The organism is Capnocytophaga cynodegmi DSM 19736 (genome assembly GCF_000379185.1).
In the GTDB taxonomy this organism is placed as follows: domain Bacteria; phylum Bacteroidota; class Bacteroidia; order Flavobacteriales; family Flavobacteriaceae; genus Capnocytophaga; species Capnocytophaga cynodegmi.
Genome location: NZ_KB900703.1, coordinates 73,042 through 89,807, shown reverse-complemented (window position 1 = coordinate 89,807; position 16,766 = coordinate 73,042). Strand labels below are relative to the sequence as shown.

The 16,766-nt window shown below is 34.5% G+C and carries 14 protein-coding genes; 11 read left to right on the top strand and 3 right to left on the bottom strand.

What is annotated here, in order from left to right; genetic code table 11:
- Position 1: 1 nt before the first annotated feature.
- The gene (locus YW9_RS0100360; protein WP_018278187.1) at positions 2-409 is read right to left on the bottom strand and encodes a hypothetical protein; all 408 of its coding nucleotides are present in this window, start codon (positions 407-409) and stop codon (positions 2-4) included.
- Between the two features lie 83 nt (positions 410-492).
- Entirely contained in the window at positions 493-2,715 is a 2,223-nt protein-coding gene (gene rnr / locus YW9_RS0100355) for a ribonuclease R (RefSeq protein ID WP_018278186.1), read from the bottom strand.
- 978 nt (positions 2,716-3,693) lie between these two features.
- Between rnr and YW9_RS0100350 the strand changes: the two genes are divergently transcribed.
- From YW9_RS0100350 to YW9_RS0100315, 8 genes are all read left to right on the top strand, one after another.
- Complete coding sequence (locus YW9_RS0100350) at positions 3,694-5,673, top strand: alpha amylase C-terminal domain-containing protein (protein WP_018278185.1); 1,980 nt, start codon at positions 3,694-3,696, stop codon at positions 5,671-5,673.
- Positions 5,674-5,691: 18 nt separating this feature from the next.
- Entirely contained in the window at positions 5,692-6,918 is a 1,227-nt protein-coding gene (locus YW9_RS13215) for a Type 1 glutamine amidotransferase-like domain-containing protein (protein ID WP_018278184.1), read from the top strand.
- 62 nt (positions 6,919-6,980) lie between these two features.
- Positions 6,981-8,930 (top strand): glycogen debranching enzyme N-terminal domain-containing protein, encoded by a 1,950-nt coding sequence (locus YW9_RS0100340; protein WP_018278183.1) that lies wholly within the window; start codon positions 6,981-6,983, stop codon positions 8,928-8,930.
- A 321-nt stretch (positions 8,931-9,251) separates the two neighbouring features.
- Positions 9,252-9,563 carry a hypothetical protein gene (locus tag YW9_RS0100335; protein WP_013996524.1) on the top strand — a complete coding sequence of 104 codons (312 nt, stop codon included), beginning with the start codon at positions 9,252-9,254 and terminating at the stop codon, positions 9,561-9,563.
- Between the two features lie 175 nt (positions 9,564-9,738).
- The gene (locus YW9_RS0100330) at positions 9,739-10,206 is read left to right on the top strand and encodes a hypothetical protein (protein WP_018278182.1); all 468 of its coding nucleotides are present in this window, start codon (positions 9,739-9,741) and stop codon (positions 10,204-10,206) included.
- Between the two features lie 134 nt (positions 10,207-10,340).
- Complete coding sequence (locus YW9_RS0100325) at positions 10,341-10,802, top strand: YdeI/OmpD-associated family protein (protein WP_018278181.1); 462 nt, start codon at positions 10,341-10,343, stop codon at positions 10,800-10,802.
- Between the two features lie 162 nt (positions 10,803-10,964).
- Entirely contained in the window at positions 10,965-12,254 is a 1,290-nt protein-coding gene (locus tag YW9_RS0100320) for a glycosyltransferase family 4 protein (RefSeq protein WP_018278180.1), read from the top strand.
- Between the two features lie 92 nt (positions 12,255-12,346).
- Positions 12,347-13,537, top strand: coding sequence for a glycoside hydrolase family 57 protein (locus tag YW9_RS0100315; RefSeq protein WP_026193688.1), 1,191 nt, complete (start codon positions 12,347-12,349; stop codon positions 13,535-13,537).
- Positions 13,538-13,639: 102 nt separating this feature from the next.
- Here YW9_RS0100315 and YW9_RS0100310 read toward each other — a convergent pair whose 3' ends face one another.
- Positions 13,640-14,578, bottom strand: coding sequence for a hypothetical protein (locus tag YW9_RS0100310; RefSeq protein WP_155848685.1), 939 nt, complete (start codon positions 14,576-14,578; stop codon positions 13,640-13,642).
- Between the two features lie 545 nt (positions 14,579-15,123).
- On the opposite strand from YW9_RS0100310, the gene rpiB reads away from it, so the two are divergent.
- The 3 genes from rpiB to YW9_RS0100290 are packed head-to-tail and all read left to right on the top strand — an operon-like array spanning position 15,124 to position 16,764.
- A complete protein-coding gene (gene rpiB, locus YW9_RS0100300; protein ID WP_018278176.1) occupies positions 15,124-15,555 on the top strand; it encodes a ribose 5-phosphate isomerase B in 432 nt (143 codons plus the stop codon).
- Between the two features lies 1 nt (position 15,556).
- Positions 15,557-16,024, top strand: coding sequence for a hypothetical protein (locus tag YW9_RS12300; RefSeq protein WP_018278175.1), 468 nt, complete (start codon positions 15,557-15,559; stop codon positions 16,022-16,024).
- A 2-nt stretch (positions 16,025-16,026) separates the two neighbouring features.
- Positions 16,027-16,764: a tRNA threonylcarbamoyladenosine dehydratase gene (locus YW9_RS0100290; RefSeq protein ID WP_018278174.1), complete on the top strand. Its 738-nt coding sequence runs from the start codon at positions 16,027-16,029 to the stop codon at positions 16,762-16,764.
- Positions 16,765-16,766 lie beyond the last annotated feature (2 nt).

Genomic DNA, 16,766 nt, shown 5'->3' with positions numbered 1-16,766 from the left:
ATTATTCTTTTGATTTTAAAACAACAAGGCCTTTTCGTTTGAAAAATTCAATAAAAAGGACAAAAATTGTTGGGATAAGTACTAAAATTCCTACATAACGATAAATTTTTGGTAAATCAAAAAATAACGAAAACATTACTAAAAGATAAATCAGATAAGATAAAAACAACCAAAAATTACTTATCTTACTGAAAACATTAATATTATATTCCTGTAACTTACTAATGTCAAATTCATTAGATGTAAATCTACCAATGGTAACAGAAATTGTTTTTGATTGGTCAGGAACCTGAAAAACTTTGCGTTCGTTACCATAATAGTTCTGATAAGAACTTCCATCAATAAAAATTTTTCCGTCTCTATACCGAAACATAGGACTTTTAGTAGAATGTAATACAATCGTTTTCATAATAATACAACTTTAATTAATGTGAAAATACTAAAAATTGCGAAATTTTGCGATAATCTCGCAATTTCTATTAATCAATTTTTCTAATTTGTTCCCACCAACTCAAAATCCAATTGTTTTTTGAGTAAGTCCGTATTTTTTACGCGAACAACTACTTCATCACCAAGTTGATACATATTTTTAGTAACTTCTCCAACCAAAGCGTATTGCTTCTCATCGAAAATATAATAATCGTCTTTAATATCTCGAGCTCTGACTAAACCTTCACATTTATTTTCCACAATTTCAACATAAATACCCCACTCAGTAACTCCTGAAATGACTCCTCTGAAATGCTGATTTTTATGATTTTCCATAAATTTCACTTGCATATATTTGATAGAATCACGCTCGGCAGACGAAGCCAAATTTTCCATCTGTGAAGAATGTTTGCATTTCGTTTCATAAACTTCTTGTTTTTCAGAAGGTTGATTATCCAAATATTTCTGCAATAATCGATGTACCATCACATCAGGATAACGACGAATAGGCGAAGTAAAATGCGTATAAAAATCAAAAGCCAAACCATAATGACCAATATTTTCCGTTGAATATGAGGCTTTTGCCATAGAACGAATGGCAAGTGTATCCACCAAATTCTGTTCTTTCTTACCTTTTACTTCTTCCAAAAGAGAATTTAACGAATGCGTAATACTTTTCCTATCCTTCATATTGATGCCATAACCAAAACGAGAAATCACACCGTTGAGCTGCATCAATTTTTCGTCATCAGGCTCATCGTGAACACGATACACAAAAGTTTTCTTCTGCTTAGCTATGAATTCGGCTACTTTTCTGTTTGCCAAAAGCATAAATTCTTCAATGAGTTTGTTAGCATCTTTACTTTCTTTGAAATATACGTGCGTTGGATTATCGTTTTCATCTAAATGGAATTTTACTTCAATTTTGTCAAAAGAAATCGCTCCTAATCGCATTCGTTTGGTACGCAGTTTTTTAGCCAAATCGTCCATAAGTAAAATGGCTTGAACTACATCTTTTGGAACAGAATAACTTCCTTCTTTACGAATTGAAATTTCAGAAGGCATTTGAAAATCAGATATTTCTACTTTTTCTTGCTTCTCTCCTACTCCTGCAAAATTTTCGATGATTTCTTGAGCTTCCTCATACGCAAAACGATGGTCAGAAAGCGTTACGGTTCGTCCAAACCACGTATTTAAAATTTCCGCCTTTTTGTTCATCTCAAAAACCGCTGAAAATGTGTACTTTTCTTCATTCGGACGCAACGAACACGCAAAATTAGAAAGCACTTCAGGAAGCATTGGCACTACCCTATCCACCAAATACACGGAAGTGGCTCGATTGTAGGCTTCTTCATCTAAAATAGTTCCTTCTTGGACATAATGCGACACGTCGGCAATGTGTACGCCAATTTCGTAATTTCCGTTTTCCAAAATTTGGAACGAAAGTGCATCGTCAAAATCTTTGGCATCTTTCGGGTCGATAGTGAAAGTCAGCACGTTACGCATATCACGGCGTTTGGCAATTTCCTCAGCGGTGATTGAGGTATCCAATTGTTTTGCAAAGGCTTCCACTTCGTGCGGAAACTCGTAAGGCAAACCATATTCTGCCAAAATGGAATGCATTTCGGTAGATTGTTCACCGGGTTTTCCAAGAATTTGCTCAATCACTCCGAAAGGCGAATTGGATTTTCCTTCCCATTTTTCGATACGAACGATGACTTTATCGTCGTTTTCAGCTCCGTTAATGTCATTTTTCGATACGAAAATATCAGTGTACATTCGGTGGTCAGTTGGCAAGACGAAAGCAAAATTTTTCTGCATTTGCACCACGCCCACAAAACGCATTTTTTTACGCTCAATAATTTTTGTAACCTCGCCTTCTAATTTATTTCCTTTTCGGAATCGAGGGAAAATATAAACTTCCACCAAATCTCCGTGAAGGGCTTTGTTGAGCATATTAGAAGGAACAAACACATCTGTTTCTAACTCATCTACAACAACATAGGCATTTCCACGAGAGGTAATATCCACTATTCCTGTATAATAATTCTGACTTGGAATAGCTTTGTATTTTCCGCGTTCAACTTCAAGGACTTTCTTTTTTTCTTTGAGTTGTACTAATCTTTTTATGAGTAGATTACGTCCGGAGGCATCGGTAATGTTCAATTTTGCTGCAATTTGTTTGTAGTTAAAACTCTCATTCTGATTGGTTTCCAATACAGAAAAGATGCCTTTGGTAAGGTCGTGTTTTTTAGCTTTAGCTGTTTTCTTTTTTTGTTTAGACATAAATAATTAATAATTTTGCTCTTTAAAATTACGTTCTGTATTTCAAACAGAATTGATTCCAAAGATAAAAATAAAAATAGAAACTACAATTTTGAAATTATCTTTAACATATTCTAAATTTTATTTTTTTGATGTTTTTCAACAATTCAATTTAAAGAATAAAAAAATATTTTTTTTAATAAAAAATGGGTTATTATTATTATCCTGTTGAAATGATGAAAAAATAAAATATCTAATATTTGCTTTTTCGAGTATTAGTAGTTTATAAATAGTTATTAACAACTTTTATTTATTTAATTATATTTAAAATCAGCTATTTATATATTATTGTTAATAACTCATTTTTGAAATGAACAACTTTTTTTGATAAGTTTCAGACTCAAGAATTGTTGATAACTACAGAAAAAGTATGCATATTTTTTCTACAAATAAATTTGTTTTTTTGGTTAAGTAGGTTGTATGTACAAATCTGTAAAAATTGCAAGTTTTATAGTTGTTTTTTACTTAAAAAGTTATTCACAATTTAACATTTTCCGATGTAATTTGTTTTCAATAAGTTAATAAAAGTTATTTACAAGGGTGTTGAAATCTCATCAAATACTATCTTTATACACAAATTTTGTTTCATTTTATTGGAAGATTGCAAGTTATGAAATTATACCAAGCTGTATTTGCTAATTTTCTTTTTTATGAAAAAATGAAAGAAAAATAATTTGGTAATAGTTGGTGATTTTCTCGAAAAAAAATAGTAACTTTAACCACGAAAAACAAAGTTAAAATTAACTTAATTTTTTCTATGAATAGATTTTTGTAAAATAATATTAACCAGCTAATTAATGATATTTGTAGGTCTTTTCGATTTTGAAGAATGATGAATTATAATTGATAAAATCAACTATTTTTTATATTTCTTAGTTTAGAATTGATACATTTTTACTGAAAAATTGGAATTGCTTACTCGTGTCGGTACTTGTGCGTATGCTTTCCATTCTAAAAAATGACCCTTTATTAAAACCTTTTGAAAGTGAAATTCAGAAAAGATACAATCATTTCCTGCAAACTCAGAAAACAATGCGAGGAAATTGTGCCCGTCTGTCTGATAATATAAATTCTCACTTGTTTTACGGATTGCATTTTACGGAAAATGAATGGATTTTAAGAGAATGGGCTCCGAATGCAACAAAAATATATCTACTTTTTGACAAAAACGATTGGCAACCAACTGAAAAATATGCTTTTACAAAAATAGACCACGAAAATTGGGAAATTCGTTTGCCAAAATTGGAACTTTCGCACGGCAATTTGTACAAATTGTACGTAGAATGGCAAGGCGGTGGAGCAGAAAGACTTCCTTCACACGCAAAAAGAGTAGTTCAGGACGAATATACGAAAGTTTTTACCGCCCAAGTTTGGCAGCCTGAAAAGCCCTATCAATGGAAAAATGTTCGACCTTCCCAAACGAATTCTCCTCTAATTTATGAAGCTCATATTGGTATGAGCTCCGAACAAAGAAAAGTGACTTCTTTTACCGAATTCCGTCTGTTCGTGTTGCCTCGAATTGCTTCTTTGGGCTACAATACCATTCAACTTATGGCAATTCAGGAACATCCGTATTATGGTTCGTTCGGCTATCAGGTAGCAAATTTCTTCGCTGTGAGTTCTCGTTTTGGAACGCCTGAAGAGCTTAAAGAGTTGATAGACACAGCTCACGGATTAGGAATTAAAGTCATTTTGGATATTGTGCATTCGCATTCGGTTAGCAACGAAGCCGAAGGATTGGGCTATTTTGATGGCACGGATTATCTGTATTTCCACTCGGGAGAAAGGGGGAAACATCCGCAGTGGGATTCGCGTTTGTTCGATTACGGAAAACCACAAGTGCTTAATTTTCTGCTTTCTAATTGTAAATATTGGTTGGAAGAATTTCAGTTTGATGGCTTCCGATTTGATGGCGTTACAAGTATGATTTACCTTGACCACGGATTAGGAAAAGCCTTCACTAATTATTCCTTGTATTATGATGGAAATCAGGATATTGATGCGATAACATATCTGACTTTGGCAAATCAGCTTATTCACGAAATACATCCAAAAGCCATCACCATTGCCGAAGAAATGAGCGGAATTCCGGGTTTGGCGTTTCCTATTGAAGGAGGCGGAATGGGTTTCGATTATAAAATGCATATGGGCGTTCCGGATTATTGGATTAAACTTTTGGAAGATTACAAAGACGAAGATTGGCACGTGGGCGACATCTATTACGAGCTGACTAACAAACGTTTAGAAGAAAAAACCATCAGTTACGCCGAAAGCCACGACCAAGCCTTAGTAGGCGACAAAACGATTTTCTTCCGTTTGGCGGATAAGGAAATTTATTCAGGAATGAGCGTTTTCGACCAAAATTTGGTGATTGACAGAGCCATCGCTTTGCATAAAATGATTCGTTTGGTAACCATTGCCACAGCAGGAAATGGCTATTTGGCATTTATGGGGAACGAATGGGGACACCCTGAATGGATTGATTTTCCGCGTGAAGGAAATGGTTGGAGCTACAACCACGCGCGTCGTTTGTGGAGTTTGCTTGATGATGAAAACCTGAAATTCAAATACTTGAATAATTTTGATAGGGCGATGATTCATTTTGTGAAAAAGAACAATTTACTCGAAGAAATACCTAACGTTTTGGTTCGCGATAACGAACGTCAGATTTTAGCTTTTGAGCGAGGTGGATTTTTATTTGTGTTTAATTTCAATCCGTCCGAGTCGTTTAATAATTATGAATTTGAGGTAGAAGCAGGAAAATACACCTATGTTTTAAATTCGGACAATCCGAACTTTGGAGGGCAAAATCGTATCGATGAAAATGTCGAGCATTTTACACAGTACAAGCACGAGAAGAATTTAATCAGTTTATATATTCCGTCAAGGTTAGCTATTATTTTGAAAATGAATGAGTAGTTTTTTAATTGTAGAGTGATGAGATTTCGAGTAGTTTATTTGTTTGTTATATTTTCTCTTGGTTTTATAAATGGTTTAAAGGCACAACATAAAACACAGAAAGAAGAGATTATTTTCATTTGGGGAGGTGATATTAATTTGAAATTCACCGAGTACATAATGGGGTTAACGAATAAAAAAAATCCTAAGATATGTTATGTACCCACTGCAAGTGCTGATAACTCAGAAAACATTAAATATTGGAAAAATATTTGTGACAAATTAAAGATAGAAACCATCGTACTGAATGTATGGGTTAGTTCTTCCAACAAAAATCAATCGTTTGAAGAAATTTTACTCAATTGTGATGCTATCATTGTAGGTGGAGGTAACACACTGAATATGATTGGAATTTGGAAAGCTCAGCAAATTGATGATGTACTAAAAAAAGCGTTGAAAAAAGGAATTATTTTGGCGGGAGGCAGTGCAGGTTCCATCTGTTGGTTTGAAAATGGAGTTAGCGATTCGCGTCCTACTAATTTGAGTATAGTTGATGGATTGGCTTTTTTACCTTATAGTAATTGTCCTCATTATTCACAAAAAGAAAGGCAAAATCTCTATCATCAAATGATAAGGGAAAATAAAATCAAATCGGGATATGCCACAGATGAACTGGCAGGAATTCTTTTCAAAAATGGAAAGGCAGTAGATTTTATTAGTCAAAGTGATATGCATAATTGTTATCACGTATATTCTGAAAAAGGAGATGTAAAGTCAGTCAAAATGAATTCAAAAATTGTTCTTAGACCTAATGCAATTCCTGAGAATTCTTATACAAATCAGTTAGTTAATAAAAAAATAAAAGATTTATTAACTTTAAGTGATATAAAAACTCCTTTGACTGCATATATTTCTGAAACGAAAAAAATGATTTTAGACAAAGATGGAATTAACGACTCAAAAAGAGATGAAATATTGAATATTAATATAGAAAAAATATTTGTGTATCAGGATAAAATTGCCGGAATTGTAAATGATGCATACATTGATGATTTTGGATATGGCATACGATATTTTTATAATTGTAATGGTTTTTGGGTAAGTATGGGAGAAGATATTGGAGGAGAAACATTATTGGAAAGTGAAATTACATTTCGAGAAAAAGCAAAAATCATTATCCAACGAGCGGAAGAAAAATCAGTATGTGAAAAGTCGCAAACAATTGTAAATGATAAATCTACCAATAACACGAATAATTTCAAATAAAAAACAACACCAAACAGAATTCAACATAGCATTTTATTAATACTTGATAAAATAAAAATAGTATGAGTTATTTAACATTCAAAAAGAAAGAATTAATCAATTTGGAATATTCTCTTGACAGAGAGTTTCTTGGCACCAATCGCGGGGGCGGATACAGCTCTTCTACCCTTGTTTTTTGCAATACACGAAAATATCACGGACTTTTGGTAGTTCCACTCGAAAATTTCAGAGGGCAGAATCACATCTTGTTGTCTTCGCTTGATGAAACCATCATTCAACACGGACGCGATTTCAATTTTGCCGTGCATCAATATCCCGAAACGTACGAACCTCGCGGACATAAATATATCGTGGATGTTTCCTACGAAAAAGCCTTTACCGTTATCTATCAGGTGGGGGGCGTAACGCTCAAAAAAGAAATTCTGATGGTGCATAACGAACCTCAGGTTTTGGTGCGTTACACCTTGCTCGAAGCCCACTCCCCTACTAAGTTGAGGTTGAATCCGTTATTGGCATTTCGTGATATTCATTCACTAAGTAAAGTCAATGATTTAGCAAACAAAAATATTGAGAAAATTGAAGGCGGAATTAAAACCAAACTTTATCCTGATTTTCCGTATTTGCATTTGCAATTAAGCCAAGATACTGATTTTGAATACCAACCGAATTGGAATTGTAATATATTTTATAAAAAAGAAAAAGAACGCGGATACGATTATACGGAAGATTTACTCACGCTTGGTTATTTCGAGTTGAATATCAAAAAAGGCGAAAGCGTCGTATTTTCGGCAAGTACGGAGGAAAACAACAGCAAACAACTCAAACAGAAATTCACCCGACTTATCAATCAGCGTCGCGAACGAAACTCGTTTGAGGAATGCCTTAACTATTCTGCTACGCAATTTCTAATTCAGAAAGCAGGAGAAATTCGCGTGAAAGAAGGTTATCATTGGTACAATAGTAACACACGCGATACGTTCATCGCTTTACCGGGAATTGCTTTGGCAGAAAACACTCAAAAGACGTTCGATGAGGTACTTACATCAGTTAAAAAATATTTTTCCAATGGACTTTTTGAAAAAACAGTAAGTACGCACGTAGCTGAACCTCAATACGATGCCGATACATCACTTTGGTTTTTTTGGACAATTCAGCAATATGAAAAATACACTAAAAAAACGCCAAAACAACTTTGGAAAGAGTTTGGCGAGGTAATGCGAACCATTTTGGAAACTTACAAAAATGGACAGCATAAATCCATACGAATGGATAACAACGGACTGATTTGGTCGGAAGATATTAGCCGTCCGCTAACGTGGGTCGATGCTCAATTTGATGGCGGAGCCATTGTTCCGCGAAATGGTTATGTAGTGGAAGTTAATGCGTTGTGGTACAATGCTGTTTGTTATGCACTTGTTTTGGCAGAAGCCTCAAAGGATAAAGATTTTCTGAAAGAATGGAGCGATTTACCTACGATGATTGCTGAAAATTTCAATCAAACCTTTTGGATTGCTGACAAAAAATACTTGGCAGATTATGTGAATTATGCTCATCAAAATCGTGATGTTCGCCCCAATCAGTTGATACCTTGTGCGTTGGCGTATTCTCCTCTTGATGAGCGAAGTAAGAAACGCGTTTTGGACATTGTCAGACAAGAATTGCTCACTCCAAGAGGATTACGTTCGTTATCGCCTAAAAATAAAAGTTATGAAAGCGTAAGTATTGGCAATGTGTACGACCGTGACCGAGCTACATTTAACGGGTCGGTACATCCTTGGTTTATAGGATTTTACATAGAAGCTCATTTAAAAATTTACGGAAAAACCTATATCCCTGATGCAGAAGCAATTTTAGCTGATTTCGAGGAAGAATTAAGCGGACACGGCGTAAGTACCATTTCGGCAATTTATGATGGAAATCCGCCATTCCGTTCGCGAGGTTGCATTTCCAAAGCCCGAAATGTAGCCGAAATCCTTCGAGCCAAACAACTGACAATGAGTTATGAGTTGTAAAATGTAAGGGTGAAATATTTTTCGCCTCTACGATAAAATGTAACCGATAATGTATAAATATCAATTGATAATAATAAAAAATAAAACAGATAATACGTAGAATCTTTATCTTTATAAGAAGAAAATACTTCTACACGTGAAGAAACAAAATCTTCTGATGAAGAAAATATTTCTACTAATGAATATTATGATTATTCTGATGAATTATTTAATTCTTTATTAGAATATAAAAATTCTACTAAAGAAGATTTTAATTCTACATCTGTTTTATTAAAAAATCAACAAGAATAACTATTTTTATAATATAAAAGACAAATTAAGATGAGAAAAAGGTCATTTGCCGAAATCATCACATCGGCACAACTATTAGTAAAAGCCCTCACCGAACGAGGTGAAAATTTGCCTGTGGGTGTTACCGCTCAAATGCGTGACAAACTAAACACTGCCTACCAAAAAGCGGCGGAAGTCAATGTAGAACAGGAAAAGCTCAAAGCCCAACTCAAAGAAAAAACTGCCGAGTTAGAAAAACATATTGCCGAAACGGAAGAGGTATATGCCTTTTTGAAAAAATACATCAAAATGGGCGAACCACAAGAACGTTGGCGAGAGTTTGGTTTTGAGGATAAACGATAGGCGATGAAGGTCGCACAATGTAGGGAAGGGATATATCCCTTCCGTAGTTACGAAAAACATCAATGTGAAGGTGTATTCAATACGCTTCCACAATAAATGAATGACCAATGTTGGGGCGAAACATTTTTCGCCTTAACAGAACGAGTGAAAAAACAAAATTTAAAATTACAAAAAAATGGGATGGAATATAGCTGGTTTGCTAATCAATCGCAAAATTGATGAACGAGAAATTTGTCATCTTATAGAGAACGAAATTGCGTATTCTGATGAAGTAGATTTTGAAGATGCTACAAGTAGTTTTCGTGATGAAAATACCATTGATGTATTACAAACCGAAAAAGGGGCTTTGATTTTTATGGATATGGAAGCTCAGCCTGATATTTCAAATTTCAAAGGTGAAATCATACTATTTATCGTTTCGGAGGTTTCGGATACCTATTATTTTGAGAAATATACCAATGGGCGTCTCGACCGAAAGTATATTTATTCACAGGGAGAAATTTTTGAAGATGAAGGCGAGGGTATCATAAAAGAAGATGAAGATGTGGTGGATTTGATTTGGGAATTTACGGATAAATATCTTCAAAATAATTTTTCGGAAACGATATTTGAACAAAAATTTAAACGATATTTACTTTTGTAGAACGGGTATTACATTGTAGAGGCGTCTGCAATACACCAAATACGAAGTTGTTTTGTAATATGTTCGAAATGAATCACAGGCAATGTGTGTCTTTATAAAAATATTGATATTCAATAAGATGAGTTTATTAAAAAATGAAATTATTAACTGATAAAATCTATCGTATTGAAAAATTTGAGGGCAAAGGCGGTTGGACGTTCGTTCGGATTCCTGAAATTAAACTCAACAAAAACGCCCCTTTTGGTTGGGTACGAGTTTTCGGTACTATTGATGGACATTCTATCGAAAAGTACAATTTGCAATCGATGGGAAATGGAAATTTGTTTTTGCCACTGAATGCTCAAATCAGAAAGAAGATAAAGAAACAAGCAGGTGATAATGTGCATATAGTGTTGTATGAAGATAACGTTCCGTCAGAAATTGTTAACGAACTCAAAATGTGCTTACAAGATGAAAAACATCTTTGGGAAACATTTTTGAGCTATTCTGAAACAAAAAGAAGAAAACTAATTGATTGGATTTATCAGTCTAAAAATGAAGATGAAAAAGCAAACCGAATTGTAGAGATAATTAACAGAATAAGTAGTGAAAAATAACGAAATAACAATAAAATTGTGTTTATTATGAGCTATTTATCCGGATAGAAGATGAATACGAACGAGAGTTTTGAAAGAAACGAAATGGAGGATAATAGCAAAGAAATAGAATAAAAAAATCAATAAAATTTTAAATAGAAACGCCAAATAAGTAAGAATGATATGAGTGTAAAAGTACTAATGTTCGGTTGGGAGTTTCCGCCCCACATCAGTGGAGGGCTTGGCACAGCCTGTTATGGAATCGCCAAAGGATTAGCAAAGCACAACGTAAATGTTTTGTTCGTGATGCCAAAAGCAGGGGGTGATGAGGATAGTTCCGTCGCACAGATTATAAACGCAAGTGATGTGGAAATGCTCCAAAATATGGAAAATATTGAGGAGTTTTGGAAGAACATCAACTTTATGGAAATCGGTTCGAATTTAGTTCCGTATTTAGATCCTGAAACCTTTGCTCGTGAACGCGAAGCCTATCTGAAAACGGGTGAAAACAAAGAAACTATTTCTTTCAGAAATAAATTTCAATTTTCGGGTAAATATGGTGCCAATCTGATGGAGGAAGTGTATCGGTATGCGTTGGTTGCCGGAACGGTGGCTAAAAATCACCAATTTGATGTTATCCACGCTCACGATTGGCTCACGTACAGTGCCGGAATTGTTGCCAAAAAACTATCAGGAAAACCATTGGTGGTTCACGTACACGCTACCGAGTACGACCGAGGTGGCGAACACAACCGTAATACATTGGTGTACGATATCGAAAAACGCGGAATGGAAGCTGCTGACGTTGTGGTTACAGTGAGTAATTGGACGCGTAACATCGTGGTGGAGAAGTACGGCATTAATCCGGAAAAGGTTATCACGGTGCATAATGCGGTTGATTTTTCTGCTGAAACTACCGAAAAGGAAGAACGAGGCGTCAAGGAGAAAATCGTAACTTTCTTAGGAAGAATTACCCTGCAAAAAGGTCCGGAATACTTCGTTGAAGCCGCAGCTAAGGTACTCAAACGAACTCCCAACGTACGTTTTGTAATGGCAGGAAGTGGCGAGAAGATGAATCCGTTGGTGCGACGTGTGGCACAACTGGGTATCGGAACGAAATTTCATTTTACAGGTTTCTTAAAAGGTGGCGAAGTACAACGAATGTTCCGTTATAGTGATGTTTATGTAATGCCTTCGGTTTCAGAGCCTTTCGGGATTTCACCTTTGGAAGCGATGCGTTCGGGTGTGCCTACTATCATTTCGAAGCAATCGGGTGTGGCTGAGGTTTTAGACCACGCCATCAAGGTCGATTATTGGGATATTGAAGCCCTGGCAGATGCCATTCACGGAATCCTCTCCTATCCTACTCTTGCCGAATATATGTCACGCGAAGGCTATGATGAGGTAAATCAGCTCAAATGGGAAAATGCCTCTTTGAAACTCAAAACCATTTACGAAAAGCTCGTGAAATGATAAAAAACAACCAATCAATACATTAGAGAAACGATAAAATGGCAGAAAATAAAAAAGAATCAAAAAATATCAACATAAAAACACATAACGATATGAAGAAATCAGTCTGTATTTATTTCCAAATACATCACCCCGAACGACTTAGAAAATATCATTTTTTTGATATAGGAAAGAAACATAATTATTTTGACAATTACGCCAATCGTTCTGAATTGGAAGAACTTGCCGAAAATTGCTACCTCCCTGCTAACGCATTGCTGTTGGATTTAATCAAAAAATACAACGGAAAATTCAAGGTTGCCTTTTCGATTTCGGGTTCGGCAATCGACCAATTAAATATGCATACTCCTGAGGTTATTCGCTCGTTTCAAGAACTTGCTGAAACTGGTAATGTGGAATTTCTGGCGGAAACCTATTCGCATTCATTGGCTTCTCTTTCAGAGGATTCGGACGAGTTTGAACAACAAGTAAAACGCCACGTAAATGTGGTAAAAAGTCTTTTTGGGAAGAAGCCCGTAACGTTCCGAAATACGTCTTTGATTTATTCTGACAAAATCGGAGAACGAGTAGCCAAACTTGGTTTCAAAACGATGCTTACCGACGGAGCAAAACACGTTTTGGGTTGGAAAAGTCCGAACTTTGTGTATAAAAATCCGATGGATGAAAATCTAAATTTACTACTGAAAAACAGCAAATTAAGTGATGATATTGCCATTCGATTTTCTGACAGACAATGGGGCGAATATCCGCTTACTTCCGAGAAATATGCTTCGTGGGTAAAACATAGTTTGGCAGAAACCGAAGTGCTTAATCTGTTTATGAATTACGATGTTATCGGTCATTACAATCGCAAAGAAAGTGGCATTTTCGACTTTTTGGAGTATTTTGTAAAAAATATGATGGAAGACGATGAGTATCAGTTTCTTCTTCCGAAAGAAGTTGTTAAAAAACACAGCGCGAAAGATGTTTTGCCCGTTCCTTTCCCTATTTCGTGGACAGACGAAGAACGTGACATTACTTCGTGGCTTGGAAATGAATTACAGAAAGAGGCGTTCAACCAATTATTTAGGATTCAGTCTATTGTAAAGAAGAAAAAGAACGCAGAATTGTCCGACGATTACGGACGATTACAAGCGAGTGAACACTTTTATCATATGCGGACTAAACTCTTCTCTACTTCGGATTATCATAAGTATTTCACTCCATATGATTCTCCGTATGAGGCGTTTATCAACTATATGAACGTTTTGAGTGATTTTGAGGTACGTTTGGAAGAAAAGTAATATAATGAACTGCTGTGGTTGTGAACACTATGGCAGTTTTTTATTAAATAAATGAATTTTAGCAGAAATAACAAAAATAGCGAGATTTGTCTAAAAATCCCGCTATTTTTCTATTAGTATGTTTAAACAATTAAAATTCGTAATTATACTTTTTTTATATTTCCAAGAAATATAATCTAAACTATATAAGCCGATAGTTTTTCTTCGTTCATTTTTTAATTTCTTTTCTTCTGGACTTGCATTTCTATGTTTTGTGAAATAGTATTCATCATCACTGATGTGAAGGCTATATCTGTCATAAACTGTTGAATAAGTGTGAGGCGTAATCTTTCCTTTTTTTAACAAATCATAGGCTTTTTCCATCAAAAAATTTTCCTTATACTCTTGAGAAGTATGAATCATAATCCCCCCAATATCACTATTCTCTCCATCTTTATCATCTTTCCCAACAATTCTTTGATGTGGATATTTATTGATTTTCAGTAAACTGTCAAGTATTTTTGTATTTTCCTCATCAACAATTTTCATCTTTTCAAAGTCTGAATGTTCTCCTCTTGGCTCTTGGTCTTTTCGATTCATTGAAATAACAAGATTTCGTAACGGAATATCAATGCTTTTTTTATATTTTTCTATAGCTTTTTTAGTGTCGATGCCAAAAGTATCTATTTTTACAATGAGATTTTTTACTTTTTCATTTGAACGTTCTATATGATCATCTTGATTTCCAAAGTTTTCTAACATATATACGAAATCTTTTTTGACTTCTTTTTCACTTTTATTGAGCATTATTTTACAAGCGACATATGTAAAATATTCATCTTCTGAATTTATAGGTTCATATTTCTTAAATAAGCTATCTAATATTTCATAACTTCGTTGATAATTTTCTGCTAAATACAAGCTATCTGCTTCATACATTTTTGAAAAGTAAGGAATATAATTGGCGTTTTCGCTGCCTATTTTAGTGTAGGTGCTTTTGCAAGACGATAAGAGAAAGAAAATTATAAAGAACTTCGTTATTTTTAGACTTATTAAGTTCATATTCAATAAGTATTTTCCCCAAAGTTATGAAATAAAAATTAATATCCCAACTGTAGACCTAAGGAAAATATATGTTGTTTTTCATCATTGTTTTTAAATAATGGATTTAAGTCGTATTTGAAATACAAAGAAACTTCGTGGTAGCCTATGTAACCGCTTAGTCCGTATACAAAATTAGAGGTATTAAAGTTGTATTCTTGTAAAATTCTGTCATCGCCTTTCTGGAAGAAATTCTTGGTTTTTAGGTGAGTACCAATAAATCCACCTATGCCAATGTAAATAGAATTTTTTTCAAAATAGTAATCGCCATATTCAGCTCTACTTTTCTTGCCAAAGTCATATTCAAGATGAAAAGGAAAAGTTAAGTAAACGTTTTTAAATCTGTTTTTTGAAATATTTTCCAGATATTAACATTCGTTTTTTTCTTTTTTTGTATAGACGATAGAATTGTAAAAAGAGTTGCATTGTAAGCAAAAATAATTTTTTTTGTTCGTATTTTATCTTTCTGATTTTTCATATTTTTGCCAATCAAAAAACAATCAAAAATGAAAATAGCCATAGGAAATGACCACGCAGGTCCTGATTATAAAAAAGCCATTGTAGCGTATTTAGAAAGTCAAAATATTGAGGTTCTGAATTTTGGAACAGATACTTTTGATAGTGTTGATTATCCTGATTTTGGGCATAAAGTAGCACAAGCGGTTACTTCTGGTAAAGCCGATTTAGGAATTGTAATTTGCGGAAGTGGTAATGGAATCGCCATTACAGCTAATAAATATAAAGAAATCCGATGTGCTTTGTGTTGGACAAAAGAAATTGCAGCGTTAGCACGTCAGCACAATGATGCCAATGTGGTAAGTATTCCTGCACGTTTTACCGCCATTGAACAAGCTGTTGAAATCGTAAAAACATTTTTAAATACCGATTTTGAGGGTGGAAGACATACCAATCGAGTTAATAAAATAAGTTGTATGTAAAATGAATTCAAAGCCATCTTTTTTTAAATCTCTGACTATAATTCATTTAGCATTACTTATAGGACAGGTGCTTTTTGGGGTAATTGTCTATTTTTTGAATAGGGAAATTTGGCAATATCATTTCCCTTCTTCTAACCACTTTTTTTGGGTAGCTATGGCAGTTGTTTTTACGTCACTTTTAGGTCATAAAGTATTCTACAAAAAAGGTCTTGAAGAAGTGAAAAGTAAAAAATCACTTTCTGAAAAATTGGCTACTTTTCAAAGTGTCTGTATCGTAAAGTATGGTTTAATTGAAGGAGCTTCAATTACTTGCATTGTTTTTGCTTCGCTTACTCAAAACATATACTTTCTACTCATTTCAGGGTTTTTACTATTGTATTTCGTCACGTTGAAGCCAACAAAAGAAAAAGTAATAAACGATTTGGAGCTTAGTAGAGAGCTTCAAGAGCAGTTTCACAAAGAGTATTAAGAATGGTGAAAAATTGGTTGGAACGTACAGAACTTCTGGTAAAATCAGAAGGAATTGAGAAACTTAAATCGGCAAATGTACTGATTGTAGGACTTGGAGGCGTGGGTTCATTTGCTGCGGAATTCATTGCTCGAAGTGGAGTAGGGAAGATGACCATTGTTGATGGCGATGTATTTGATATTACGAATATTAATAGGCAACTCCCTGCTTTGCAAACTACTATCGGTAAACCCAAAGCAGAGGTTTTAGCCTCTCGTTTGAAAGATATTAATCCTGATTTGGAGCTTACTGTTCTGACAGAATTTCTATCTCCCGAAAGAGCTTTTGAGTTAATATCTCCTGACTTTGATTATGTTCTTGATTGCATTGACAGTATTACGCCAAAATTAAATTTAATAATTGCTTCTCGCCGTAAAAAAGTAAAACTCATCAGTTGTATGGGATCTGGTGGTGTATTAGACCCTTCCAAAGTAAAAGTGTCTGATATTAAGAACACGCGTGATTGTCCATTGGCAAGAAATATTCGTAAACGCCTTAAAAAAGAAGGAATTACCTCAGGGTTTAAAGCTGTCTTTTCCACCGAAATTGCCCCGAAAGATACAATGCAACAAACTGATGGCACGAACTATAAAAAGTCCTTTTATGGAACCATTAGTTATATGCCCGCTGCTTTTGGGCTACACGCTGCTGCTACAGTAATAAACTATTTAATAACCAAGGAATTAGAGATAATTGATTGATT